At 70.8% G+C, this 23,771-nt stretch carries 21 protein-coding genes; 9 read left to right on the forward strand and 12 right to left on the reverse strand.

The features are described 5' to 3' along the window. Positions 1-68 precede the first annotated feature (68 nt). Positions 69-236, reverse strand: coding sequence for a hypothetical protein (locus tag ACFWW9_RS01975; RefSeq protein ID WP_390370512.1), 168 nt, complete (start codon positions 234-236; stop codon positions 69-71). A 209-nt stretch (positions 237-445) separates the two neighbouring features. Here ACFWW9_RS01975 and ACFWW9_RS01980 point away from each other — a divergent pair, with 209 nt between their 5' ends. Beyond that, entirely contained in the window at positions 446-2,110 is a 1,665-nt protein-coding gene (locus ACFWW9_RS01980; RefSeq protein ID WP_390370513.1) for a helix-turn-helix domain-containing protein, read from the forward strand. Positions 2,111-2,140: 30 nt separating this feature from the next. Here the strand turns inward: ACFWW9_RS01980 and ACFWW9_RS01985 are convergent, their stop codons facing one another. After that, positions 2,141-3,079: a MerR family transcriptional regulator gene (locus ACFWW9_RS01985; protein ID WP_390370514.1), complete on the reverse strand. Its 939-nt coding sequence runs from the start codon at positions 3,077-3,079 to the stop codon at positions 2,141-2,143. Between the two features lie 33 nt (positions 3,080-3,112). Continuing rightward, positions 3,113-4,252 carry an FAD-dependent oxidoreductase gene (locus ACFWW9_RS01990; protein ID WP_390370515.1) on the reverse strand — a complete coding sequence of 380 codons (1,140 nt, stop codon included), beginning with the start codon at positions 4,250-4,252 and terminating at the stop codon, positions 3,113-3,115. 86 nt (positions 4,253-4,338) lie between these two features. On the opposite strand from ACFWW9_RS01990, the gene ACFWW9_RS01995 reads away from it, so the two are divergent. Further along, a complete protein-coding gene (locus ACFWW9_RS01995; RefSeq protein WP_390370516.1) occupies positions 4,339-5,064 on the forward strand; it encodes a TetR/AcrR family transcriptional regulator in 726 nt (241 codons plus the stop codon). Positions 5,065-5,080: 16 nt separating this feature from the next. On the opposite strand, the gene ACFWW9_RS02000 is transcribed toward ACFWW9_RS01995, so the two are convergent. The 5 genes from ACFWW9_RS02000 to ACFWW9_RS02020 form a co-directional block, all read right to left on the reverse strand. Then, positions 5,081-6,316 carry a CynX/NimT family MFS transporter gene (locus ACFWW9_RS02000; protein ID WP_390370517.1) on the reverse strand — a complete coding sequence of 412 codons (1,236 nt, stop codon included), beginning with the start codon at positions 6,314-6,316 and terminating at the stop codon, positions 5,081-5,083. A 154-nt stretch (positions 6,317-6,470) separates the two neighbouring features. Further along, positions 6,471-7,112, reverse strand: coding sequence for a response regulator (locus tag ACFWW9_RS02005; protein WP_390370518.1), 642 nt, complete (start codon positions 7,110-7,112; stop codon positions 6,471-6,473). Then, positions 7,109-8,332, reverse strand: coding sequence for a sensor histidine kinase (locus tag ACFWW9_RS02010; protein ID WP_390370519.1), 1,224 nt, complete (start codon positions 8,330-8,332; stop codon positions 7,109-7,111). The genes ACFWW9_RS02005 and ACFWW9_RS02010 overlap by 4 nt, the downstream gene beginning before the upstream one ends. A gap of 29 nt (positions 8,333-8,361) precedes the next feature. Further along, positions 8,362-9,999 carry an FAD-binding oxidoreductase gene (locus tag ACFWW9_RS02015; RefSeq protein WP_390370520.1) on the reverse strand — a complete coding sequence of 546 codons (1,638 nt, stop codon included), beginning with the start codon at positions 9,997-9,999 and terminating at the stop codon, positions 8,362-8,364. A 149-nt stretch (positions 10,000-10,148) separates the two neighbouring features. Next, the gene (locus ACFWW9_RS02020; RefSeq protein WP_390370521.1) at positions 10,149-10,883 is read right to left on the reverse strand and encodes an SDR family oxidoreductase; all 735 of its coding nucleotides are present in this window, start codon (positions 10,881-10,883) and stop codon (positions 10,149-10,151) included. 99 nt (positions 10,884-10,982) lie between these two features. On the opposite strand from ACFWW9_RS02020, the gene ACFWW9_RS02025 reads away from it, so the two are divergent. From ACFWW9_RS02025 to ACFWW9_RS02035, 3 genes are all read left to right on the forward strand, one after another. Further along, on the forward strand, positions 10,983-11,528 hold the full coding sequence (locus ACFWW9_RS02025) for a TetR/AcrR family transcriptional regulator (protein WP_390370522.1): 546 nt from the start codon (positions 10,983-10,985) through the stop codon (positions 11,526-11,528). Positions 11,529-12,013: 485 nt separating this feature from the next. Then, complete coding sequence (locus ACFWW9_RS02030; RefSeq protein ID WP_390370523.1) at positions 12,014-12,367, forward strand: hypothetical protein; 354 nt, start codon at positions 12,014-12,016, stop codon at positions 12,365-12,367. Between the two features lie 560 nt (positions 12,368-12,927). Beyond that, positions 12,928-13,455, forward strand: a complete 528-nt coding sequence (locus ACFWW9_RS02035; RefSeq protein ID WP_390370524.1) for an ATP-binding protein — start codon at positions 12,928-12,930, stop codon at positions 13,453-13,455. A 48-nt stretch (positions 13,456-13,503) separates the two neighbouring features. Here ACFWW9_RS02035 and ACFWW9_RS02040 read toward each other — a convergent pair whose 3' ends face one another. Then, positions 13,504-16,284: a ricin-type beta-trefoil lectin domain protein gene (locus ACFWW9_RS02040; RefSeq protein WP_390370525.1), complete on the reverse strand. Its 2,781-nt coding sequence runs from the start codon at positions 16,282-16,284 to the stop codon at positions 13,504-13,506. A 471-nt stretch (positions 16,285-16,755) separates the two neighbouring features. Between ACFWW9_RS02040 and ACFWW9_RS02045 the strand changes: the two genes are divergently transcribed. Together ACFWW9_RS02045 and ACFWW9_RS02050 are read left to right on the forward strand one after the other, a co-directional pair. Then, positions 16,756-18,015: a DUF1800 family protein gene (locus ACFWW9_RS02045; protein WP_390370526.1), complete on the forward strand. Its 1,260-nt coding sequence runs from the start codon at positions 16,756-16,758 to the stop codon at positions 18,013-18,015. Next, positions 18,015-19,256: a DUF1501 domain-containing protein gene (locus ACFWW9_RS02050; protein ID WP_390370527.1), complete on the forward strand. Its 1,242-nt coding sequence runs from the start codon at positions 18,015-18,017 to the stop codon at positions 19,254-19,256. Before ACFWW9_RS02045 ends, ACFWW9_RS02050 begins: the two co-directional genes overlap by 1 nt. Before the next feature lie 48 nt (positions 19,257-19,304). Here ACFWW9_RS02050 and ACFWW9_RS02055 read toward each other — a convergent pair whose 3' ends face one another. The 3 genes from ACFWW9_RS02055 to ACFWW9_RS02065 are packed head-to-tail and all read right to left on the reverse strand — an operon-like array spanning position 19,305 to position 21,642. Next, on the reverse strand, positions 19,305-20,219 hold the full coding sequence (locus tag ACFWW9_RS02055) for an NADP-dependent oxidoreductase (protein WP_390370528.1): 915 nt from the start codon (positions 20,217-20,219) through the stop codon (positions 19,305-19,307). Beyond that, a complete protein-coding gene (locus ACFWW9_RS02060) occupies positions 20,216-20,677 on the reverse strand; it encodes a cupin domain-containing protein (RefSeq protein ID WP_390370529.1) in 462 nt (153 codons plus the stop codon). The genes ACFWW9_RS02055 and ACFWW9_RS02060 overlap by 4 nt, the downstream gene beginning before the upstream one ends. Before the next feature lie 11 nt (positions 20,678-20,688). After that, a complete protein-coding gene (locus tag ACFWW9_RS02065; RefSeq protein ID WP_390370530.1) occupies positions 20,689-21,642 on the reverse strand; it encodes a helix-turn-helix domain-containing protein in 954 nt (317 codons plus the stop codon). A gap of 225 nt (positions 21,643-21,867) precedes the next feature. Between ACFWW9_RS02065 and ACFWW9_RS02070 the strand changes: the two genes are divergently transcribed. Together ACFWW9_RS02070 and ACFWW9_RS02075 are read left to right on the forward strand one after the other, a co-directional pair. Beyond that, a complete protein-coding gene (locus ACFWW9_RS02070) occupies positions 21,868-22,434 on the forward strand; it encodes a hypothetical protein (protein WP_390370531.1) in 567 nt (188 codons plus the stop codon). Between the two features lie 124 nt (positions 22,435-22,558). Next, positions 22,559-23,764 (forward strand): hypothetical protein, encoded by a 1,206-nt coding sequence (locus ACFWW9_RS02075; protein ID WP_390370532.1) that lies wholly within the window; start codon positions 22,559-22,561, stop codon positions 23,762-23,764. Positions 23,765-23,771: the final 7 nt, after the last annotated feature.

Consider the following 23,771-nt stretch of genomic DNA (forward strand, 5'->3'; position numbering starts at 1 on the left):
GGGTTCGTGTAGCCCCCCCCCCCCCCCACACCGGACCCCCCCTAACCCCCGGATCTGCTGACCGCTGGTCAGTCGATCCATTCCTGGTAGCTGCTGCCGTTGCAGGCCTTGAGGCGCACCCCTCCGGACACGCTGCCGTCGAGGCACAGCCCGTCCTGCCCGTGCACGAAGTCGAGACCCGAGACCGATCCGACGAGACATGCCGCCATCACCAGTCCGGACCGCAATGGCCGCATCGTGACTCCTCGCACTGATCGGGATGTGGCACCATGGTTTCGCGAAACCGATTCGCCGTAATTCGCCACTGACTCGCGGAAAACGCGAACTCGCTTCGGGTGGCCGGGCCGACAACGTCGTTCCCGGCCCCTGCGTTCGTTGACCTGACCAACCTTGCCGGGCGAATGGCGACCGCGGCAAGCCCTCGCCCGCGGTTCGCCGTCCCGACATGGATACACGTGCACTGACCTGGACATATAGGACGGCGTGGGATGCCGGCATACTGGGCTCGCACGGCCGGTGTTCGGGGAGGTCGGTAGGTTTGTCAGGGTCCGGGGGCGCACTCGCGCACCTTCTCGTGGAGTTGAAGAAGCGCGGTGGGCTGAGCTATTCGGAGCTCGGCCGGAAATCGTACGTGAGCAGTTCCACGCTGCACCGGTATTGTTCCGGCGCCACGGTTCCGCCGGACTACCAAACCGTCGTCAGAATCGCCACGGCGTGCGAGGCGACCGACGCGGAACTCGTCGAGCTGCTGCGGTGCTGGCGCTTGGCCACCGGGCAGGTCGTCGTCCAGGAACCCCCTGTCCAGGTCGCGGTGAGGACCCGTGGTCGCGTCTTCTCCGGCATCGCCGCGGCCCTCGTCCTGGTCCTGGCCCTGGCGGCGTTGACGGCCAGCGGCCGGGGGGCCGCCCCCGGTGTCGCCCAGCGGATCGACGGGCCGTCCTGGCAGCGCGTGGAACCGCTCGACCCGTCGCTGTTCGGCGTGACCGCGTCCTCGTCCAGCGGCTCGATGCCGACGTTCACGGTGGGCAGCCTGCGGTTCTGGGACAGCCGCACCCGGTGGGCCAGCCTTCAGCCACGGCGGGACGAGTACAACTGGACCGTGCTCGACCGCCTCGTCGACGGGGCCTCGAAGTCCGACCTGCCCGCGACGCTCGTGTTCGGCGGAACACCGGAGTGGGCCGCTCCCGGCGGGCCCAAAGCGCCGTACGGCGACGGCTCGCGCAGCGCGCCGCCGGACGACCTCGCCGCGTGGGAGCGCTTCGTCAGCACCCTCGTCACCCGGTATCGGGGCAGGATCGACGCGTACGAGGTCTGGGTTCACGCCAACGACCAGCGCTACTACTCCGGCTCGGTGGAGACCCTGGTCGAGATGACCTCGCTGGCGAACCGCGCCATCAAGGCCGTCGACCCCGAGGCCACCGTGGTGTGCCCGTCGATCGACCGGATCTGGACCGACGAGGGGCGCGCGGTGCTGAACCGGTTCGCCGAGCTCCGCGGCTACGACCACTGCGACGTGGCGGGCATCAACCTGCACCAGCGCCAGGCGTCCGACCCCCCGGAGGTCATGATCGACCTGCTGAGGCGGATCTCCGGCGCGCTGCACGACGCGGGCGTCCACCCGCCCCTGTGGAACACCGGGGTCACCTACGAGTACGTCCGCAACGATCCGCTGGACGAGCAGCGCGCGATCGCCTTCGCCGTGCGCTTCTACCTGGTGACGATCTACGGGAGCGACTTCAGCTTGCAGCGCGCCTACTTCTACAACTGGGGCAGCGGCGAACTGCCCCTCGCGCTGCAAGCCGTCGGCGGCCCACCCACCCGTGCGGCGCTGGCGGTGCAGGAGTTGCAGCGCTGGCTCGACGGCTCCACCACTCGCGGCTGCGGCCACGGCCGGGCGATCGACCTGCCGAGCACCGTCTGGCAGTGCGAGTTCACCGCGCGGGACGGCAGGCCGCTGGTGGTCCGCTGGACGAGCGGCGGCACCGCGACCACCTCGGTCACCCGTCCGGTCGACGAGATCCGCAACCTCGACGGGACCACCAGTCCCCCGCGCACCGATGGCGCCGTCGATGTGTCCGAAACCCCGATCCTCATCGTGCACCAGCGGTGACCTGGGCCCGCGAGGTCGTGTCGGGGCAGGTCATCCGGAAGCGCGCGGGCCCGAAGCCGACTCTCCTCCGGTGGCGATCCGCAGAGCCGCGGCGAGCCAGAGCAGGTCCTCCGTGGCGTCCGGAGCGCCGAACCGCCCCTGCACGCGGGTGACGAGCCTGCGATACCGTTCCGCGCCCGCGTCGATCCCCGCCTCCAGGGACACCTGCACCGCGGTCAGGTCGGCGTCGCCGAACAGGGTGGAGATCAACTCCGCCGCGGCGGGGTCAGCGGGGTCGACACCCTTTTCCCTGGCCTGTGCGACGGTGTTCACCACCTGCCGTGCCCACCAGATGCTTCCGCCGGGCGGCGGCTGCTGCCCAGGGGTGGGCGTGTTGAGTTCCAGGAAGGTTCCCAATCGATCCCGGAAATCCTGGTCCTGCACGAGTTCCGCCAACTCGATCCAGGCGTCCACCTGGTCGGGCGTCGGGTCCTCCGGCAGGTCGATGCTGAGTTCGCGCACCCGTTCGCGCAGATCCGGGGCGATGTCGAGGCGGCCGAACACGTCCGCCTTGAACTCGTCGATGATCTGCGCTCGTTCGGCGGAGGAAAGGCGTGCCAACCGGTTCATCAGTGCTGTCTCCTCAGGCGTGGATCGACGTTCCGACACGGTGGACAGGACGGCCCGGCTCACCCTCAGCGCGCGGATCTGCGCGTCGATCGCGGCCACGTGCGCCGCGGCGACGTCGGCGACCGTCGCCTTGCGGTCGAGCACCCGACGCACGTCGTCGAGCCCGAAACCCAGCTCCCGCAGAGTGCGGATGAGCTCCACGCGGGCCACGCACGCGCTGTCGTAGAGCCGGTAGCCACCCGCCGTGCGGCCCGCCGACGGGATGATCCCCTCGTTCGACCAGAAGCGGAGGGTGCGCGCCGAGATGCCCGTTCGGCGCGCCAGGCGGCCGATGGTGAGCAGGTCCGTGCGTTCGTCCATGCGACGATCCTCAACGTTGCAGCCGCTGCAAGGTCAACCCCTCACCACTCCGGCGGCGCTCGCGTCGAGGAAGGCGGGCAACTTGTCGAGGCTGGTGCGCACGGCCTCGGCGCCGTACTCGAACATCTGCCGTTCGTAGTCGTCGACCGCGCCGAGCAGGGTCCGGCGGCCTTCGTCGGCCTCGATCAGGCAGCGGCGCAGCAGGTCGGCGTCGCGCAGCGCGGTGTTCGCGCCGTTGCCGCCGGTCGGGGAGGTGGCGTGGATCGCGTCGCCGAGCAGGGTGACCGGGCCGGACGTCCAGCGCTCGCCGGGCTCGACCACCCGGATGGACAGCAGGGTGCTGTTGTCGGGATCGGCCTGCTCGATCAGCGCGCGCAACTCCGGGTGCCAACCGTCCATCCTGGACAGCACGGCGTCCTGCGCGGTCAGGTCCTCCAGCGACCCGTTCGGCGGCAGGATCATGGCCCAGCGCACGTAGTCGCCGATGTCGGGCAGCGTGACCTCGGGGGCCAGTCGCTCGGCGGCCTGCTGGGGCGGGGTGCGGAAGCGCATCGCCCCGAGCAGCAGGCTGACGCCGTCGCCGACGATCTTCGACCCGTAGGCCTTGGACAGGCTCGCGAACTCGTCGGTCAGCGGGGTGCGGCCGATGACGAACCGGACACCGGTGTCGGTGGGGGTCGTCCGCGGCGACAACACCCCGCGAACCGCTGAGGTGACACCGTCCGCGCCGACGAGCAGGTCGGCCGTGACCGGGGGCCGGTGGGTGAACCGGGCTTGGACGGTGCCGTCTGCGGACAGGTCGTAGCCGGTGAACGCGGCGTCGGTGTGCACGGTGAGGCCGGTCAGCAACAGGTGTCGCAGCACCTGCCGGTCGACCACGATGCCGGTCCGGCCGGCGCCGAGCCTGCCGATCTCGGTCAGCCACGGGTCCAGGACCAGCTGCTCGGCGGAGGCGTCCATGACGACCTCGTCCAGCAGCGGGTGCCAGCGCGTCGGCAGGCAGTCGCGCACCGCCTGGAACCCGATCGGGTTCAGCACCAGCCGGTAGCCCTGGAACCGCGCGACGATCCCAGGGTCGCGTTCGAACACGTCGACCTCGATCCCGGCTCCACGCAGGCCTTGTGCGAGAGCCAGACCTCCCAGGCCGGCTCCGACAACGGACACTCGCACCACGCACCTCCGGAAGACGAACTTAGTTCGTTGAGACGATCTAAGGTCTAACCGACGAACTAAGTTCGTGTCAAGCTATAGTGGCCCGCATGTCAGCCGATCCCCGCCAACGCCGTGCGGCTCGCCACGCCCAATCAGCGACGGAGAACACGGCGGTGGCACCGCGCAAAAGGCCGATCACCGTCGAACGGATCACGGACGCCGCACTGGAAGTCGTCGCCACCGAGGGGTACGACGCGCTGACCATCCGCCGGGTCGCCGCCGTGCTCGGCACCGGTCCGTCGTCGCTGTACGCGCACATCGTCAACAAGGACGACATCGACGACCTGCTGATCGGCAGGCTCTACGCCGAGGTCGTGCTCCCGGAACCCGACCCGGCCGCCTGGCGACGGCAGTTGCTCGCGGTGTACACGCAGATCCGCGACCTGTACCTGGACTACCCCGGCATCTCCCGCGCCGCGCTGGCCGCGGTGCCGACGAACCTGGAGACGCTGCGGGTCGGCGAGGGAATCCTGGCGATCCTGCTCGCGGGCGGCGTCGAGCCGAAGTCGGCGGGCTGGACCCGCGACGCGTTGTCGCTCTATGTCAGCGCCTTCGCGCTGGAGCAGTCGATGGTCCGGCAACGACGCCGACACCAGGACCAGGAATGGGTGCTCAGCCCCGAGGAGCTGCTGGACCGCTTCACCGCCCTGCCCGCCGACCAGTTCCCGCAGACCCGACGCCACGCCGCCGATCTGATCTCCGGCACCGCGCACGACCGCTTCGAGTTCACCCTCGGCCTGCTCATGGACCACCCGCGACCCGAAGCCGGTTGACCCGGCGTCCCGGCCATCACCGGGGCGTCGGCGCCAAGTGGTCGAGTTCGTCCTCGACGAACGCGGGCCTGGCGAGCGTGATCGCCGGGATCGTCGTCACGAGGATGACGCCGAGCAGGAACAGCAGCGGCACGGTCCACCCGCCGCTCACGTCGTGCAGCAGCCCGACGAGCAGCGGACCGAGCGCGCCGAGCGCGTACGCGACCCCTTGGGCGAAGCCGCTCAGCGCGACCGTGCCGTCGTGGGTCCGGGTGCGGACGTTGATGAGCACGAGGTTGACCGGGAACAGGATCGACCCCGAGCCGATGAGCAGCACCCAGAGCAGGGTGAGCGTCGCGGGCGCGAGCAGCAGGCCGAGGTAGCCGAGCGCGAAGCAGGCGATACCGCCGCCGATCAGCCACCCGACGTTGCGCAGCCGCGCGACGAGCAGGGGCGCGACAAGCGCGCCGGGCACGCTGACGAGTCCGGTGACGGCGAGCAGCACACCGGCCTCGGTCGGCGTCGAGCCCGCGATGTCGCCGAGGATCTCCGGCAGCCACGCGAAAGCCGCGTAGGTGCAGATCGTGCTGGTCGAGAACGCGACGGTGATCGACAGGGCCACGCGCGACCGCCACAGCCGCGTGACGAGGGCGGGAGGCGGGGACTCGACGGCGTCGTCCGAGCGCCTCCGGCGCCGCTCCCGCGCGATGGTGACGACCCAGGGAACGAGCGCGACCACCGAGGTCACCGACCAGAGGCCGAGCGAGACCCGCCAGCCGAACCGCTCGGCGACCGGAGCGGCGAGCGCGGCGGGAACGGCCGTGCTCACACCCACGACGCAGACGTAGACGGCGGTCAGCAACGCCACCCGGTCGGGGAAGTAGCGCCGCACGATCGGGGGCAGCAGCACGTTGCCGATGCCCGTGCCCGCGAGCGCGACGACACTGCCGACGAGCAGCACCGCGAAGCCAGGGGCGACCGCGCGCACGAGGTGACCGAGGGTCATGAGCAGCAACGCGAGCACGATGCCACCGTCGAGCCCGAGGCCGCGGGCGACACGCGGCGCGATGAACCCGGACACCCCGAGCAGGATGGGCGGCAACGTGCCGATCAGCCCGACCCCGATGTTCGACATCGGGATGTCCACCCGGATGTCGCCGAGGATCGGCGACACCGCCGCGACCGCTTGGCGCAACGTGAGCGCGACGAGCACGATCCCCAGCAGCGCCACCACACGTCCCGCCCACAGCGGAAGAGGGCGGGGCTCGGACACCCCCGGACTCTAACTCGTCGCTCGACGAGCGACCGTGCGCCGACCACGGCAAGTCTCGCTGAACCGGCGGCGCTCGGTCGGCACCTCGGCACGGCCTGACAACTGGGCGAGGAGCGGACTCGACCATGAACGAACCGGCTGAGGCCGGCCGGGGTCAGGGGTGGTCGGGTGTTCTGGGGACGAGTAGTCCTCGGTGGAAGGCCTCGGTGACGGCGGCGGCGCGGTCGTTCACCCCGAGTTTGGCGTAGATGTTCAGCGTGTGGGACTTGACGGTGGCCTCGGTGAGGAACAGTTCGGTCGCCGCTTCCCGGTTCGTGGCTCCGGCCGCCACCAGGTGGAGCACCTCGATCTCGCGGGGGCTCAGCAGTCCTGGAGGCGGTTTGCGCACCCGGTTCATCAGCAGGGCCGTCACCGACGGCGCGAGCACGGATTCGCCGCGGGCCACGGCTCGGACCGCGCGCAGCAGTTCGTCGCGCGGGGCGTCCTTGAGGAGGTAGCCGGTGGCGCCCGCCTCGATCGCGGGGAGCACGTGGGCGTCGGTGTCGTAGGTCGTCAGCACCAGCACCCTGGCCTCGCCCGCGAGTTCCCTGGTCGCGCTCACCCCGTCCACGCCCGGCATCCGCAGGTCCATGAGGACGACGTCCGGGCGCAGCGTCCGGGCCAGCCGGACCGCTTCGGCGCCGTCCGCGGCCTCGCCGACCACCTCGAACTCCGGGTCGCGGGCGAACAGGCTGGTGAGTCCGTCGCGGACCACCGGGTGGTCGTCCACGACCAGCAGCCGGATCGGGTCGTTCACGTGCGCACCTCCGCCCGCTCGGCGGGGACGCGGGCCGAGATGCCCGTGCCGGCACCGGGCTCCGACTCGACCAGCAGTGTGCCGGACAGGGCCTCGATCCGTTGGCGCATCGCGATGAGACCGAACCCGCCGCCATCGCCGACGGCCGCGTCGAAGCCCGTGCCGTCGTCGCGGACGTCCAGCGCCGTCTCGTGCTCCAGGTGCGACAGCGTCACGCCGACCCTGGTCGCCCGCGCGTGCTTGGCCACGTTGGCCAGCGCCTCCTGCGCGATCCGGAGCAGCGCGACCTCGGCCTCGGGCGGGATCGGCCGCGCGGTGCCGGTCGTCTCGACCCGGACCGGGATCCCGTGCGTGGTCGACCACCGCTCCGCGACTCCCGCCAGCGCCTCGCTCAACCGGGCCGTGCGCAGTGGTTCGGGCCTCAGCGCGTGCACCGACCGCCGGGCGTCCGCCAGGCTCTCCCTGGCCAACTCGGTCGCGGTGGCGACGTGCCTACGCCACCCCGGCGGGTCGTCGCCCGCGTGCTCGGCCGCCCGCAGTTGGCTGACGATGCCTGCGAGCCCCTGCGCCAGGGTGTCGTGGAGTTCCCGCGCCATCCGCTCCCGCTCGTCCCGCACGCCCGCCTCCCGCGCCCGCACCACCAACTCCTCGTGCAGCACGGCGTTCTCCGCCAGCGACGCCGCCAGCCCGCGGTTCGCCTCGCGCGCCTCGGCGAGCGCGAGTTCCCGCTCCGCCTCCTGCCGGGCGGCGTGCCGGGCGAACCAGGCGAAAGCGCACAGTGGACCGGCGTTCGCCAGCACCACGGCGACGTAGACGAGCAGGCCCACAGCCGTGGTCTTGTCCACGTCGTACGCCTGCGCGGTCGCCGCCACGACCGCGACCGCGCCGACCCCGACCGGCTGCCACGGCCAGCGCAGCAGCCGGAACGCGTAGACGTACAGCGCCGGGGTGAAGAACCCGAACCACGGCGTCCTGACCACCAGCACCGCCGTGAGCAAGATCAGCACGACGACGAACACGGTCATCACCGGTGCTCGTTCGCGCCAGGCGGGGCGGAGCGTGAAGACGCCCAGCACCCACGCCGACGCGACCCCGCACAGGACCAGGTCCACGACCGCCGCCGAGCCCTCGACGGCCAGCACGAACCCGGCCACGGCCACCAGCAGCACCTGCGGCCCGACCGTCATCACCGCGGACCACCGCGTTCCCGGAGCGTTCACCCGCGTTCCCCCTCCCCCACCGGACGAGCCTACGAGGGAGGGCGGACGGACAGCGCGTGCCGGAAGACGTCCCGCGGGTCCCAACGTGCCTTCACCCGTTGCAGCCGCGGGTAGTTGTCCTTGAAGTAGAGCCGCTGCGCGGACACGCCTGAGGTGTTCCACGCCGGGTTGGCCAGGTCGACGTCCGGGTAGTTGACGTACGAGCCGTCGTCGACGTCGCCGGGCACGGGCACACCGCCGGTCGCGGAGTAGACGTCGCGGTAGAGGTCCCGCACCCACGCCAGGTTGGCCGCGTCGTCGGCCTCCTCGGCCCACACCGACTGGTACACCGCCTTCATGACCACGTCCCGCTGCGCGATCGCGGTGGCGCCCGGAGCGACCGCGCCGACCTGGCCGCCGTAGCCGATGAGCAGCATCCCGGCGTTCGGGCTCCCGGTGGGGTTGGTCAGGTTGCGGTGCACGGCGGCGAGCTGCGCCTCGGTGAACGAGCGCCGCAGGTAGCCCGCCTTGATCTTGTACCGCCGGACGACCACGTCGCCGGGCTCGCCGCTGCCGGGCCAGGTCATCCGGTGCAGCCACGGCAGCGTCCGCCGATCCTCGAACGCCGGGGCGAGGCCGGTGCCCGCGGTCACCGCGGCCACGAAGTCCGCCACCAGGGTGTCGGCGTCGGGGACGTCCGCGTCGACCTGCACGGCCAGCATGACCGTCCCGGCGGAGCGGTGCGAGGCTTGGAGGATCCCGTACACGGCGGCCTGCGGGGTGCCGGGCGCGCTGTTGCGCTCGTGCCACGTGCCGAAGTTGCGCAGCAGCGCGGTGAAGGACTGCTCGGTGAGCTGGTCCCAGGCCCAGAACAGCACATGCTGGAGCATCCGCCGGGGTGCGGCGGGCAGCAGCCGGGTCGGGTCGGTGCCCGTGACGTCGGGAGAACGCAGCCAGTAGCGGGTGACGACGCCGAAGCTGCCGCCGCCACCGCCGGTGTGCGCCCACCACAGGTCGTGGTTCGGGTCGGCCGGGTCGCGGGTGGCGACGACCGCGCGGGCGGTGCCGTCCCGGTCGACCACCACGACCTCCACGCCGTGCAGGTGGTCCACCACCGAGCCGTGCCGCCGGGACAGCGGCCCGTACCCGCCGCCCGCGAAGTGCCCGCCCGCCCCCACCTCCGGGCAGCTGCCGCCGGGGATCGTGACGCCCCAACCGTTGTGCAGCGTCCGGTACACGTGGCCGAGGGTGGCGCCGGGCTGCACGGCGAACGCCCGCCGTCCGGCGTCGTACCCGACCGCGTTCATCGGCGACAGGTCCAGCAGCACCCGCACCGCCGGGTCCGCGGTGAAGTTCTCGAAGCAGTGCCCGCCACTGCGGACGGCGACCCGCCTGCCGGACCGCACCGCCTCCGACACCGCGCGCACGACCTGGCCGGTCGACCCGACCACGCGGATCTCGTCCGGCTGCCCGACGAACCGGAAGTTGTTGCCCCGCAGCAGGTTGTCGTAGCGGGAGTCGCCGGGGCGGACCGTCACCGGCCCGAACGCCGCGTCCGGCTCCGCAGCCGCGACACCGGCCGTCCCGACGCCCAGCGCCCCAACCGCCACGGCACTCGCTCCGACGAGCAGCCCACGACGGCTCACTCCGCCGCCGTCCGCCGTGGTCCCGTTGTCCACCTCTGGCATGCGTCCCGCTCCCCTCAGGTCGAAGGGCTCCAGCCTCTCGATCCCGCGACGGGCCGCGCATCACCTGGTCTCCCGGTTCGAGGGCTGAACCGTCGACCCCACCGAACGGTCGACCACCTCCCCCGATCGGAGGGTGACCGCCCGGCCGGTCAGGCCTGTGCGGTCGGGCGAATGACGATTTCGCCGACGTCCACGGTCGCGGGCTGGTCGATGGCGTAGGCGATGGCGGCCGCTACCGCGGACGGAGGCATCGAGGCCGAGGGTGACGTGGCGATGGAGGCTTGGACCTCCGGGCCTGCCGTGGTGCGAGCGCCTTCGGTGTCGGTCATGCCGGGTGACACGATGGTCACTCGGAGGTCTCCCCCGGCTTCCTGGCGCAGGCCTTCGCAGATGGCGCGGACGGCGAACTTGGTGCCCGCGTAGACGGCCATGGTGGGGACGATGCGATGACCGGCGGTCGAGGCGGTGGTGACGAAGTGGCCGGACCGCTGTGCGCGGAAGACCGGCAGTGCGGCCGCGATGCCGTACAGGACCCCCTTGACGTTGACGTCGACCATGGCCTCCCAGTCGTCGACCTTCAGGTCGTCCATCGGCGAGATGGGCATGACACCGGCGTTGCCGATGAACACGTCGAGGCGTCCGAAGCGTTCCCTCGCCAGGTCCACGAGTGCGGTGACGTCGGAGCGATTGCGGACGTCCGTCGGGAGGAACGCGACTTCGGCGCCGAGTTCGGCCACGTGGGTCGCGACCTTCTCCAGGCGGTCCGCACCGCGGGCGCCCAGGACCAGTTTGGCGCCGCGTTCGGCGAGCAGCACGGCGGTGGCCTCGCCGATTCCGCTGCTGGCGCCGGTGATGGCGACGACCTTGCCGTCGATTCCGGACATGGGTCTCCTCCGGTGGGTCGGTGACGTACGATGTTAAACGGACAACTGTCCGCTTGAGCCCAACGTAACGGACACTTGTCCGCTTAGCAAGGAGGCGGGATGGTTCGCCGGGCGGACGCCGAGCAGAACCGGGCGCGGATCCTGGAGGTGGCGCGGGTCGCGTTGGAGGAGTCCGGCGAGGCGACGCTCCAGTCGATCGCGAAGCGGGCGGGCATCGGGCAGGGGACCCTGTACCGGCACTTCCCGAACCGCGAGGCGCTGGTGATGGCCGTGCACCGCCGGGACGTGCAGGAGTTGCTGGACGCGGCGCCCGCGCTGCTGGCGGCCCATCCCCCGCTGACCGCGCTGCGGCTCTGGTTCGACCGGCTCGCGGTGTACGGGCGGATCAAGCACGGGCTGGCGGGGGCGTTGCACTCGGTGACGCGGGACAAGCTGGCCGGTGAGGGCTACGACCCGGTGGTCGACACGATCGCCCTGCTGCTGTCCGCGTGCCAGGACGCGGGGGTGGTGCGGGCGGACGTGGACGCGGAGGAAGTGCTGCTGCTGGTGGGTTTCCTGTGGCGCATCGACCTCGACGACAACTGGCACACCAGGTCGGCGCACCTGCTCGACCTGGTGATGGACGCGCTACGTGGGAGCGCCTGAACGGCCGCAACGGACCGTGCCGCGCACGCCGGAGGGCGCGCGACGAGTCGACCTGCTGGTGATGCCGATCGACCGGGAGGACGTGGTGGTGGTCCGGGAGTGGATCCGGCGACCGTTGTCGCGGCGCGTTCTGGTCGTGGTCGCGGATGCGGACCGATGTCCACGTCAAGGCGAACCGGAAGGGGCACCTGGAACGAACCTCTGAAGTCGGTCTGTCGCCGATCGACCCCGATGGAGCGCTGGACGCACTCCGGCCACCGGGTGGACGAGGAGGAGCACGAGGATGGTCGACGCCGACCCGAAGACACGCTCGTGGCCCGCCATCACCGCCCGACCACCGATGTCGCCACCACCGCGATCAGCCATCGGGAGTTCGGTGTACCAGCCGGTGGCGGACACCAGGACCAGCGTGCTGCTCACCATGCCGGTGACCCGGTACGACCTGCTCGTAGTTGGCCACCAAGATCTTCCCGAAACTGGGTGAGGTGCTGGTCACACCAGCCGTGCCGGCAACCGACGCCGTGCGAGTGCTCCTCCTGGTCCCGGACTTGGCGGTCAGCCGAATGTTCCGCCGGTTCGACCGCGTGCCACCGGAGGTGGTCTACGGGTACGGCTCCGCGGTGATGGCGGTCGTCGACGCCGTCCAAGGCTTCGCCAGGCAAGGCCTGCCGAAGCTGGCGATCACCCGCGCGGCTCCCCGGTGGCTGCTCATCGGGGCCATGGTCGTGGGTTTCCTGGTGTGGAACGGCCGAGAGTGCCTACCTGCCGACACCACTGCCTGCGTCAGCCCTGTGGACTACTGGACCACGTCACTGACCACTTGGGCGGACACGCAGTAGCGGCCGCCGGTCGCGATTCGTTGCGCCTCGAAGTTCTGGATGTTCCACGACGCGCCGTAGATCCCCCACGAGCATGTCGATGGCGAAGAAACAACGGCGTGTGCCGGACGGGTTCTCCAGCTGACGGGTTGTGCTTCGGACCTGCGCTGTCGGCATCGAGGTCGGGTCTTCACGGACAGGGGTCAGGTCCATGGGGTCGAAGTCGCGCCACTGGTCGACATCCATCACGAACAGCAGGACCGGCGCTGGTTCGACTGGGGCTCACCGCGGGCAAGAGCAGCGCCCCAGTCGACCACTTCCGAGACGGGGCGGACTCGCCGCTGGGACCAGACGGCCCGTTGTGCGACCGCCATCCGGTCGCCGGTAGGCGACGAGCCCCCGCGGTACTCCGGACCGGTGATACCGGTAACGCCCCTGGCAAGGTCACGTCACCCGTTCCGGTGAGCCCGAATGATCCGGCGACGTTGCGGGTATCCCCGCTCGAGTCGGTCACTGACCACGGTGGTGATCGGCCAACGCGGGACGCACCCCGCCTCTTGGTGGACGTGAGGAGCACGACGATGGCCGAATCCGACCTCAAGACCCGCTCGTGGACCGCCATCACCGCCGACGCGCAGGTCGTGCCGCCCCCGGTGGCACTGCGGATGCCGGAGAGCGCTGCCTACCAGCCGCCGCGAGACGCGAGGCGCAGCGTGCTGGTCGCCATGTCCGTCAGCTCCCACCACGACGTGGCCATCTTGCGGCACCGCCTCCAGCAGGTGCTGCGCGAGTGCGAGCGGGACGTGGTGCTGGACGTGGAACTGGTGACCACCGAACTGCTGTCCAACGCATTGGAGCACGCCCGGCCGCCGTGCGGGGTGACTGTCACGGGCTACCTGACCGAGGACACCGCGGGGCGGTCGGGCATCGGTGAGGTGGTGGTCGAGGTCCTGGACGGCTCGCGCGACCTGGTGCCGCTGCTCGACCGCTCCACGGTGAACTCCCACCGCGGCCGAGGAATGCGGCTGGTCCGCGCGCTGTCCAGTTCGTGGGGCGTGCTCCAGTCCGGGCGGACCAAGACGATGTGGGCCGTGGTGCACCCGGTCTGACCGGGGTCCGGCGGGACGTCATGGCGGTGACGTCCCGCCGAAGCGGGGTCAGGCCCGCGTCCACTTCTGGTTCGCGGCGCCCGTGCAGGGCCAGATGACGAACTCCGTGCCGTTCGCGGTGCCGTGCCCGGTCACGTCCAGGCACTTGCCGGAACCGACGTTGACGACCGCGCCGTCGGACCGGACCCGCCACTGCTGCCCGGCCGAGCCGGTGCAGTCGGTGATCTGGATCGGCGTCCCGTCGGCGGTGGCGCCGCCCGCGGCCTCCAGGCACTTGGTGTCGAACACCTTCAGCTGGTTCGAGGCGGTCGAGGTCCACACCTGGTTGCCGCCGTTGTTGCAGTCCCACAACGCGGGCCGGGTGCCGTTGGTCTGGTTGGCCGCGGGGACGTCGACGCACTTGCCGGACTCCTGGCCCTTCAGGATGCCGGTGGCGTCGGCGCGGGCCCACTTCTGGTTGGCGCCGCCGTTGCAGCCCCAGACCACCAGCGCGGAACCGGGGGCCGTGCCGTGCCCGGTGACGTCGAGGCACTTGCCCGAGCCGGTGTTGACGACCGAGCCGTCGGCGTTGACGGCCCACTGCTGGGCACCACCGGTGACGCAGTCGTTGATGCGGACCGGGGTTCCGTCGGTGGCGGCGCCCGCGTCCAGGCACTTGGCGCCGTAGACGGTGAGCTGCTTGGCCGGGGTCGCCGTCCACGACTGGTTCGCGCCGCCGTTGCAGTCCCACAGCGCGACGGCGGTCCCGTTGGCCTGGCTCTGGCCGGGCACGTCGGCGCACAGCCCGGATTCCTCGCCCTTGAGGAACCCGCCGAAGTCACCGGGCGCGTTGGGGGTGACGGAGAGGTTGTCGAACTGGTTCGTCTGGTAGCCGACGACCCCGAACCCGACCTGCCCGGCGGTGAAGGACGTGTCGGTCACCGCGCCCAGCACCGCGCCGTCGAGGGTGGCGGTGATCCGGTTGCCGGAGAACCCGAGCTTGACGTTGTGCCAGGTGTTGAGCCCCAGCGCCGGACGCGTGCCGGAGGTGAGCGTCGTGAGCACACCGCCGCTGCTGTTCTTGGCGATCGACCACGCGCCGGTGTCGCCGATCCGCAACTGGTAGGCGGCCTGCTTGCCCTGCGGCCGGTTCTGCGTGTTCGCCCGGCCCAGCAAGGTGACCGTGCCCGCCTGCTGCATGTCCACGTCGACGCTGACGGTGTAGTCGCTCCACGAGGGATCGCCGACCAGGCCGAAGGCGTCGCTGTCCTCCTGCCAGTTGATCGGCTTCACCGGCGCGACCTGTTGCAGGCACTGCCCACCGCGGCCCGCCGCGCAGGGCCGGACCTCGAAGGCCCCCTGCATGGTGGAGAAGTACTTCGCCATGCCACGGGTGGCGTACGCGTCGAAGTTGTCCGAGTACGGCAGCGGCAGCGCGCCGGTCGCGGGACTCGTCGCGGATCCCTTGCCCTGTCCCGTCGTGGTGGTGACGGTGTAGATCCGGTTCGGTTGCAGGGTCAGGGTGTACGCCCCGTTGGTCGGGGTGATGTCTGCCTGCTTCACGAAGTGGTCCGCGGTGTTCGACGAGCCGAGGTCAGTCGACCAGACGTGCACCGCACCGGATTTCAGCCCACCCGCGACGGACACGCTCACGGTCTGGGCGGCGGTCGTGCCGGTGGTCTCGTAGACCGTGGAGTAGTCGGTGCCGTTGGTGGACTTGAGGGACACGTAGCTGCCGTTGGCGCGGTTGCCACCGAGGTAACCGCTGGCCGAGCCGGTGAGGAACTTCCAGCCCGGCTGGGTGAACTGGGCGACCTGGGCGTTGGCCCACAGGTTCTTGCCCAGCTGGTAGGAACCGGACCACGGGGATCCGGCGACGGCCAGCGCGACCGTGGCGTAGGGCAGGTTGGGGTACAGCGCCGCGACGAGCGGCCAGTTCAGGAACCCGGTCATCTGCCCGTCGAGGTAGCCGCGGGTGATGCTGCGGATGTAGGGAACCGACCCCGAGTTGTAGTCCTGCGAGCCGAACTCGCTGGCCCACAACGGTTTCCCGGTCGCGACGGCGTTCGTCGACGACGCGCACGAGGTGGCGTCGGACAGGTAGCCGCACGGGTAGTGCGTGCCGACCACGTCGACCGCGTTGCCGAGCGCGCCGTCGGAGAGCATGTCGTCGGCGATCTCCCACCCGCTGTCCGCGCCGACGATCTTCACCGACGAGTACCCGCGGGCGTTCAACGCCGACCGCAGGTTCTTGTACCAGGTCTTGTCGTAGCCGCGTTCGTTCCAGCCGCCGAGGTAGCTGATCGTCAAACCGTGGCCCTTGGCGCAGTCGAGCCAGGAGATGTCGTAGTCGATCATGTCCTGGGACCAGAAGCTGCCGTTGCCGATCCAGCCCGGCGCGGCCCACGGCAGGGCGACGAGCTTGATGTTCGGGTTGCGCGCGACGGCCTCCTCGCCCAGCCAGAACTCGTAGCCGACAGCGCAGTTGACCTCGCCGCGGACGTGCTGGTGGCTGGGTTCCGCGCCGTCGGTGGAGTTGGCGTCGCCACCGATCTCCAGTTTCAGCAGCTGGACCGCGGCGCCGTAGTTCGGCTTGAACAGGTAGTCGAGGATCTGCGCGCGCTGCGCGGGCGGGTAGTCGATCAGCAGCCGGGTGTTGCCGCCACCGCCGCTGATGGCGCCGACCCCGTCGAACGTGCGGCCGGACGCGGCGCCGTTGACGGCGACCGTCGTGGTGACGGCGTCGGCGACGGGCGCGGTCCGGACGCCGGACACCACCGAGACGATCAAGGAGAACGCGGCCAGCGCGAAGAACCCGCGCGACCTGCGTTCTCGACCGGTGTAGAGCATGGAACGTTCTCCTTCGACGTTGATGGAGAGGCACGCACTGGTCGATGGGCACGGCGGCGGGACCGCGGAATTACCGCGGCGGGCGGCGAACAGGGCATGAGAGCGCTTCCACCCGCGACCCTAGGGCCGAAGAACCCCAGATGGCAACTACTTGCCCCAAAATCCGACAAACTGATTCACCTCTCCCCTATTCCGCCTGGCGAATTGCCGGAATTGCGCAGAGAGGCGCGCGACACCACTCATCGAGAGGGCGAATCCAACACATTCCAACACGCCTTGCCGGAGGGAATTCCAAGTAGCGAAGTCGATATGCCGAACAGCACAAGGGAAAGGGGCGAATGACTGAACCAGGCCACAGGACCGAGAGGCTGGAACTCGCCGTTCCGAAACGGTGGCGTACCCGCTGAGCGTCTGCTGAAGGAACCCCCGCCCGAGTGGCGGCGGGGTGGCGCCGCGCCACACGATCCCCCCATGGCCGATCTCGACGAACGCGCCGCGGTGCGCCGGTTGCACGACCGGTTCGGCTTCGGGCCCCGGCAGGGGGACCTGGACCGGGGGTTCGACGCCGCGCTGGACCGCCTGCTCACCGCCGTGCCCGCCACCACGCCCGTACCGCAGTTGACGCCGCAGGCGGCGCCGGGCAAGGACAAGAAGGCGAAGCAGGAGGCCAACGCGCGACGTGCGGCCGAGGAGAAGGTGCTCCAGTCGTGGTGGCTCGGGCGGATGGTCTCCACCGACACCGCCACCGAGCGGCTGACCTGGTTCTGGCACGGGCACTTCGCGACCAGCGAGCAGAAGGTGCGCAGCCCGTTCCACATGCTCGCGCAGAACGAGACGTTCCGGCGGCTGGGCGCGGGCGGGTTCGGCGAGCTGGCCAAGGCGCTCGTGGTGGACCCGGCGATGATCCTGTGGCTGGACGGCAACGACAACCGGGCGGGCGCGCCGAACGAGAACCTGGCGCGCGAGTTCCTGGAGCTGTTCACCCTCGGCATCGGCCACTACTCCGAGACCGACGTGCGGGAGGCCGCGCGCGCGTTGACCGGGTGGACCGTGAAACGCGATTCGGACACCGCCAAGCTCGACACCAGGCGGCACGACGCCAAGCCGCAGACCGTGCTCGGCGTGACGACGTCGTTCACCGCGGAGTCCTTTGTGGACACGGTGCTCGCGAAACCGGAGTCGGCGGCGTTCGTGGTGGGGCGGCTGTGGTCCCGGCTCGTGTCCGACACCCCGCCACAACCCGACGTGCTGGCACGCCTCGTCACGGCCTACGGGGCCGGGCGCGACGTGACCGCCGTGCTGCGCGCCATCGCCGCCGAACCGGTGTTCCGCTCGGCCGACACCACACTCGTCAAGCAGCCCGTCGAGTGGGCGGTGGGGCTCCTGCGCGCGCTGGACGTGCGGTGGGAGTCCCTCGACGACAAGGCCGCCAAGCAGCTCGCCACCGGGCTGCGCGGCATGGGCCAGGTCCCGTTCCGCCCGCCCAGCGTCGGGGGCTGGGCGGCGGGCGGGGCGTGGCTCACGACGGCGGCGGGCGTCGCGCGGCTCGGGGTCGCGCGACTGCTCGCCGCCCGAAGCGGCAGCAAGCCCGCCGACGCCGAGGCCGTGCGCGCGCTGCTGTCCGTGGACGCGTGGTCCGACCGGACCCGTGAAGCGCTGGCGAAGGTCGACAAACCCGAGGACGTGATCGCCGTGGCCGCGTGCGCACCCGAATACGTGGTGAGCCGGTGATGGACAAGCTGACCCGACGCCGCTTCCTGACCCTGTCCGGGGTGACCGCGGCCGGCGCGCTCGCCTACGGCGCCACCCGAGTCGACTGGAACGACCTGATGTCGGCCGCCGCCGACTCCCCGCTCGCCTCCGGCGCGGGCGTCCTGGTCGTGGTGACGCTCTACGGGGGCAACGACGGCCTCAACACCGTCGTCCCGGCCGCCGACAAGGCCTACCAGGCCGCCCGACCGGACCTGGCCTACCAGCCGGAGGAGGTCCTCGACCTGGGCGAGGGCCTGGGCCTCAGCCCCGGCCTGAAGGGCCTCAAGGGGCTGTGGGACGAGAAGGGCCTCGCCGTCGTGCGCGGGGTCGGCTACCCGACACCGGACCACAGCCACTTCCGCTCGATGGCGATCTGGCAGACCGCGTCACCGCGCACCTCCGTGCCGACGGGGTGGCTGGGGCGGTGGCTGGACGCCACCGGGGCAGACCCGCTGCACGCGCTGTCCGTGGAGCCGGTGCTGCCGCCCATGCTCGCGGGCGCGCGCACGGCGGCGGCCTCGTTGCCGCTGGCGGGGCTGAACCTGCCGACCGGCAAGCTGGGCGACGCCTTCCGCGCGCTCGGCACGCCGTCCCCCGGCGAGGAGCTGTGGCAGGCGCACGCCGCCAAGTCCATCACCGACCTGCACAGCGCGGTGAAGATCCTCGGCGGCGCGGTCCACGACACCGACGAGGACGACCCGGACGAGAAGCGCGACAAGGGCGCGTCCGCGGGCGGCGCCGGACAGCTCGGCAAGCAGCTCGACGCCGTGGCGGCCCTGATCGAGGCCGAGGTCCCCACGCGGGCGTACTCGGTCTCGCTGGGCGGTTTCGACACCCACGCCAACGAGCGCGACACCCAGCAGCAACTGCTCACCGAACTGGACACCGCGCTCACCGCGTTCGTGAAGCGGCTCAAGGGCACCGACCGCGGCCGCAAGGCCGTGGTGCTGGTGTACTCCGAGTTCGGCCGCCGGGTCCGGGCCAACGCGAGCGACGGCACCGACCACGGGACCGCCGGACCGGTGTTCCTGCTGGGCGCGCCGGTCAAGGGCGGGTTCTTCGGGGAGCAGCCGAGCCTGACCGACCTCGACGACGGGGACCTCAAGCAGACCACGGACTTCCGGGACGTGTACGCGACCCTGCTCCAGGACGTGCTCGGCACCGAGCCGGGCAAGGTGCTCGACGACCACCAGGGCCGGATCGACGGCCTGATCACCTGACCCACCGGCGAACGTTCGGCGTGCGCGCAGCGGCCAGTCCGACCCGGCTCAGCTTCCGGCCACGGTGATGACCAGTTTGCCGCCCTTCGGGCGCTGCTCGCGCTCCAGCTCCGTCAGGGCCCGGATCGCCTCGGCCAACGGGACCGTACGGGCGATGGGCAGGCGCAGGGTCCGGGCCACCTCGTCCAGGTCGGCGGTCACCGGCCTGCCCATCATCGTCCGGAACGGTCCTGGCAGGGCGCTCCTGACCATCTTGGCCGGGGTCGGGACGATGTCGACGATGGTTCCGCCGGGCTTCACCAGCGTTCGGGCCGCGGCGAAGGGAAGCAGGCCGGGCGTGTCGAAGACGAGGTCGAACCGTCCCGCGAGGGCGGCCGGGTCGAAGCCGAAACCCACGACCGGCTCGACGCCGAGCTCGCGGGCCTCGTCAGCCGCGGTGTCACGGCAGCTGCCGGCGACCGAGGCTCCCCGTGCCAGGGCGAACCGGACGGCGGCCCGGCCCACCCCGCCCAGGCACCCGTTGACGAAGACCGCCTGCCCTGGCCGGACGTCCGCCGTGGCCTGGTAGGCGGTCACGCCCGCGGTCGGCAGCGCGGCGGCCCGTTCGTACGAGAGGTCCACCGGTTTGAGCACGACCGCCTTCTCCTGGGCCGTCACCATCTCGGCGAACGCCCCCGCCTGCCGGAACCGAGCCACGCCGAGCACCGCGTCGCCCGCTTTCAGGCGCGTGACGCCCGCGCCGACCGCCTCGACGACTCCGGCGAAGTCGTGCCCCATCGCCCGCGGGAAGGAGCGACCGGTCATCAGCTTCATCTCGCCGTTGCGCATCTTCCAGTCCAGCGCGTTGGAAGCCGCCGCCCGGACCCGGACGAGAACCTCGTCCGGGCCCGGTCGTGGTGGCTCGAACTCCGCCAGCCGCATCACCTCCGGGCCGCCGTAGCGGTCGTACTGGAGGCGCTTCACGAGGCGTACTCATCCGAGATCTCGGTGGCGTAGTTCTTCCACAGCGGTTGCATGGTCTCGGCGTTGACCGGCTGCCCGGAATCGATCATGGCCTTGAAGTCGCGGAAGTACTGCACGTACAGGTCCGGCGTGAACGTGTTCAGCATGACCGCGTTCACGTCGCCGACGTTGGCGAACGTGTGCGGCGCCCCGGTCGGCACGATGACCCAGGTGCCCGGCCCGGCGTCGTAGTGGTCCTCGCCGACGGTGAACCGGAACGTTCCCGCCAGCACGTAGAAGCCCTCGTCGTGCTGGGCGTGACGGTGCTGCAACGGGCTCGGGGTGCCCGGTGGGATGGTGACCTCGGCGAACCCCAGCCGGTGGTCGGTGTGCTCGCCGTTCTCCAGGATCCGGATCCGCTGCGCCCCGCTGCCGAGGATCTCGCCCTCACCGGGACGCACGATGTTCACCTTCGCCACGACTTCTCCCTCTATCGCCGATCTTGGTGATCACCATCCTGTTCCGGGCTGTCCGTGCGCGTCTTGGTCGTCCGCGCACGGTTGTTGGTCGTCAGCGCACGGGCGTTGTAGCCGTACGTCGTCTTGAACAGCTTGCTGAAGTGGGCGGGATCGGAGAACCCCCACCGGGCGGCCACGGCGGTGACCGTCCGTCCGCTTCCGGTCAACTCGGCCCGGCAGCGCTCAAGGCGACGACGGCGGATCAGGGCCGCGACGGTGAGCGGCTGGTCCTCGAACAGCTTGTGCAGCCTGCGCACGGAAATGTGGTGAGCGGCGGCGATGCCGGGCGGGGACAGCTCGGGATCCGCCAGCCGGCCCTCGATGTAGCCCACGATCCGGTCCCGCAACCGTTCGTCCGGCACCGGTCGCCCGTCGCCCAGCCGGGCCTCCAACGCGACCGCGATCAACTCGACCACGGCCGCCGCCGACCTCAACGCCTCCACCTCGCGGAACTCGGACGCCGCCCACGCCGACTCCCGAGCCAGCACGGAGACAAGAGCGCCCGCCCCGTGACTGCCGTCGATGCGCACACCGACGAGCCGATCGATCTGCGCGGGCCGGATCCGCAGCTCCCGACGCGGAACCAGAATGGTGACGTGCGCCGCCGCGGTGCTCTCGAACCGAACCGTCCGCGTGGGATCGAGCAGCACCAGGTCGGAAGGCCCGAGTTCGGCATCACCACGCCCTTGCTCGATCCGCGTCCGACCACGGCTCATCACCTTGATCGCCAGGTTCTCACCGTCGGAGGCAGCCCCCTCCCGCCCGACGCAGGAACTCTCCGGCGTGACAAGCGAGACCAGCCGCAACGGCCCAAGCTCACGGGTGGCGATCCGCCCCCGAAAACCCGCCCCGGCCAGCTTGTTGACCAACGGCGGAAACCCGCTGGCGGCCAACTCGTCCTGGAACGTCTCAAGGTTGCCGATCACCGCTCAACGATAACTCCGCCGGCCGGGTGCGCACGGTGGTCCTCTTCGGCCGGCACGTCCTCCTCGACGAGCCCGTCCCCCTGACCGAATAACGTGCCGCTCGTGACATCGAAGGACGACACCCCACAGCTCTTCCAACCGTTGCCCGTGCCCGCGGTCGACCGTTCAGCCGCCTACGAGGCTCTGCTCCGAGACCTGCTCGACCTGGTCGGCACCACGAGTCCGATGACCGACGACAAGGACGTCCGCTCGGCGTGGCGCCATCACACCCGCAGAGAGGTCGGCAGAGCGCTTGTCGACCACGCGGATACCGGTCCCGTGCCCGAGGCGTGGTTCGAGCCGTTCGTCCGAGCGATGGTGCACGAGCCGGACCCGAGCTTCAGCAGGCAACTCGTCCAACCCACGATCATCGCCTTCGGCCGTCGCCGCGTCCGACGCGCTCTCATCGCCCTCCTGGACACCGACGTTCCAGCCGACATCGCGGGCGCGGCTCGTGCCTGGTACTGGACACAGGCTCGCCTGAGCTACGAGTGGCGCCACTTGCGCAACCCGGAACCGGAGAACGTCACCGAGCTCGACGATCTGCGACAGCAGTACCACCACACCGCGCTCCGTCGTTTCGTCACCGTCGACGACCTCCACGTGCGTCAATGCATCCTGCCGGGCCTACCGCTGAATCCCGAGCTGTATCCCGATGACCTGCACCACCTGGTGACCCAGGCCGTACGAATCGCCCGCACCTCGTCCGACGACTACCTGCGCGACCGAGTCGAGATCCAGATCCTCTCCTGAGACAGTCGTTCGACGACGACGCACGGGATACGAGGTGATCGGCCACCGGTGGCACGGTCCGATCACGGGGTGTCCAAACGTACGGCGGTGGTGCGCGTGTGGGCACTCCCCGTGGGTGGTCGGCGTGGCTAGCGTGTGCGCGGTGATGAACGACTGCGGCCATGACGGCCCACGGTGTGCCACTCGGTTTTGCCCGCACGTCGCCGATGACTTCGACCTCGAGTTCTTCGCCGTGCTGACCGGGCGGGGTGTCGAGTACGACGCGTGCTGCGAGGCGTGCGTGCCGCCCTCGGCGCTCCGGACCATGTGCGAGGAGTGCGCGACGTCCCTCTACTCCTTGGAGTACCACCGGGGGTGGCGGGGTGAACCGGGCATCGAACGACGTCCGGAAGCGATCGACGACACCCTGCACCGCACCCCGCTGCCCGACGGTCTGGCGCCGGTCGACTTCGCCCCGCTCCCCGGAGGGCGGTGGCTGCTGCTGCTCGACGCGCCCTACCGCCTGGTGGCCTTCAATCCCGCCGAAGGCAGCACCGGCCCGGTGGTCGACGTGCCCCTGACCGCCGAGGAGGTCCGCAACACCACGTACGGCACGCTGGCGCCGGCACTGCACACCTCGCCCGACGGGCGGTTCGCCGCCGTCGTCCACGACCACGGCTCGACCGGTGTCGTGGTGGACCTGACCACCGGCAAGGCCACGCTCGACCTGAACCGCGGCGACTACCACACCGACACCACGCCGTTCCCGATCGCGTTCGCCGACGGGCTGGTCTGCCACGGCAGCGGGTGGAACCAGGTCACGTGGTCCGACCCGGCCACCGGCGAGACCCGTCCGAGGGCGCAGCCGGGCGTCCACCAGTTCCACGGCAAGCTCGTGGTGTCGCCCACCGGACGTCGGATCGCCGACGACTCCTGGTCGTGGCACCCGATCGGCGCGATCGTCGTGTGGGACCTCGACGACGAGCCGAAGGCGACGTACGTGTGCTCGCGCGACTACTACTGGAACGTCGGTCTGTGCTGGCTGGGCGAGGACCTCCTCGCGGTCGGCGGCATCGGTCCCGACGAGGAGTTGATGCTCGACGGCGTCCGGATCTTCGACGTGGCGAACGACCGCGAGGTCCTGGAGTTCGCCGGCCCGCGCGGCACCTTCTTCGCCGACGGGGCAAGGCTCTACTCCGTGTCCACCGACGGGATGGAGATCTGGGATCCCGCCACCGGCCACCGCACCGGCGACATCCCCGGATTCGTGCCCACGAAGCAGCGGAAGGGCGAACTCGCCGCGCTGGTCGACGGTGTGCTGACCACGTGGAGGACCAGCGGCGACGCCTAGTGCCGCG

Source organism: Umezawaea sp. NPDC059074 (assembly GCF_042738955.1).
Lineage (GTDB): Bacteria > Actinomycetota > Actinomycetes > Mycobacteriales > Pseudonocardiaceae > Umezawaea.

Excerpts from the sequence above, each read along its gene's own strand:
- ACFWW9_RS02035 (WP_390370524.1), top strand. The coding sequence starts at position 12,928 with ATGGCCGAATCCGACCTCAAGACCCGCTCGTGGACCGCCATCACCGCC.
- ACFWW9_RS02050 (WP_390370527.1), top strand. The coding sequence starts at position 18,015 with ATGGACAAGCTGACCCGACGCCGCTTCCTGACCCTGTCCGGGGTGACC.
- ACFWW9_RS02020 (WP_390370521.1), bottom strand. The coding sequence starts at position 10,883 with ATGTCCGGAATCGACGGCAAGGTCGTCGCCATCACCGGCGCCAGCAGC.
- ACFWW9_RS02025 (WP_390370522.1), top strand. The coding sequence starts at position 10,983 with ATGGTTCGCCGGGCGGACGCCGAGCAGAACCGGGCGCGGATCCTGGAG.
- ACFWW9_RS01985 (WP_390370514.1), bottom strand. The coding sequence starts at position 3,079 with ATGGACGAACGCACGGACCTGCTCACCATCGGCCGCCTGGCGCGCCGA.
- ACFWW9_RS02045 (WP_390370526.1), top strand. The coding sequence starts at position 16,756 with ATGGCCGATCTCGACGAACGCGCCGCGGTGCGCCGGTTGCACGACCGG.
- ACFWW9_RS02040 (WP_390370525.1), bottom strand. The coding sequence starts at position 16,284 with ATGCTCTACACCGGTCGAGAACGCAGGTCGCGCGGGTTCTTCGCGCTG.
- ACFWW9_RS01975 (WP_390370512.1), bottom strand. The coding sequence starts at position 236 with ATGCGGCCATTGCGGTCCGGACTGGTGATGGCGGCATGTCTCGTCGGA.
- ACFWW9_RS01995 (WP_390370516.1), top strand. The coding sequence starts at position 4,339 with ATGTCAGCCGATCCCCGCCAACGCCGTGCGGCTCGCCACGCCCAATCA.
- ACFWW9_RS01980 (WP_390370513.1), top strand. The coding sequence starts at position 446 with ATGGATACACGTGCACTGACCTGGACATATAGGACGGCGTGGGATGCC.
- ACFWW9_RS02070 (WP_390370531.1), top strand. The coding sequence starts at position 21,868 with ATGACCGACGACAAGGACGTCCGCTCGGCGTGGCGCCATCACACCCGC.
- ACFWW9_RS02015 (WP_390370520.1), bottom strand. The coding sequence starts at position 9,999 with ATGCCAGAGGTGGACAACGGGACCACGGCGGACGGCGGCGGAGTGAGC.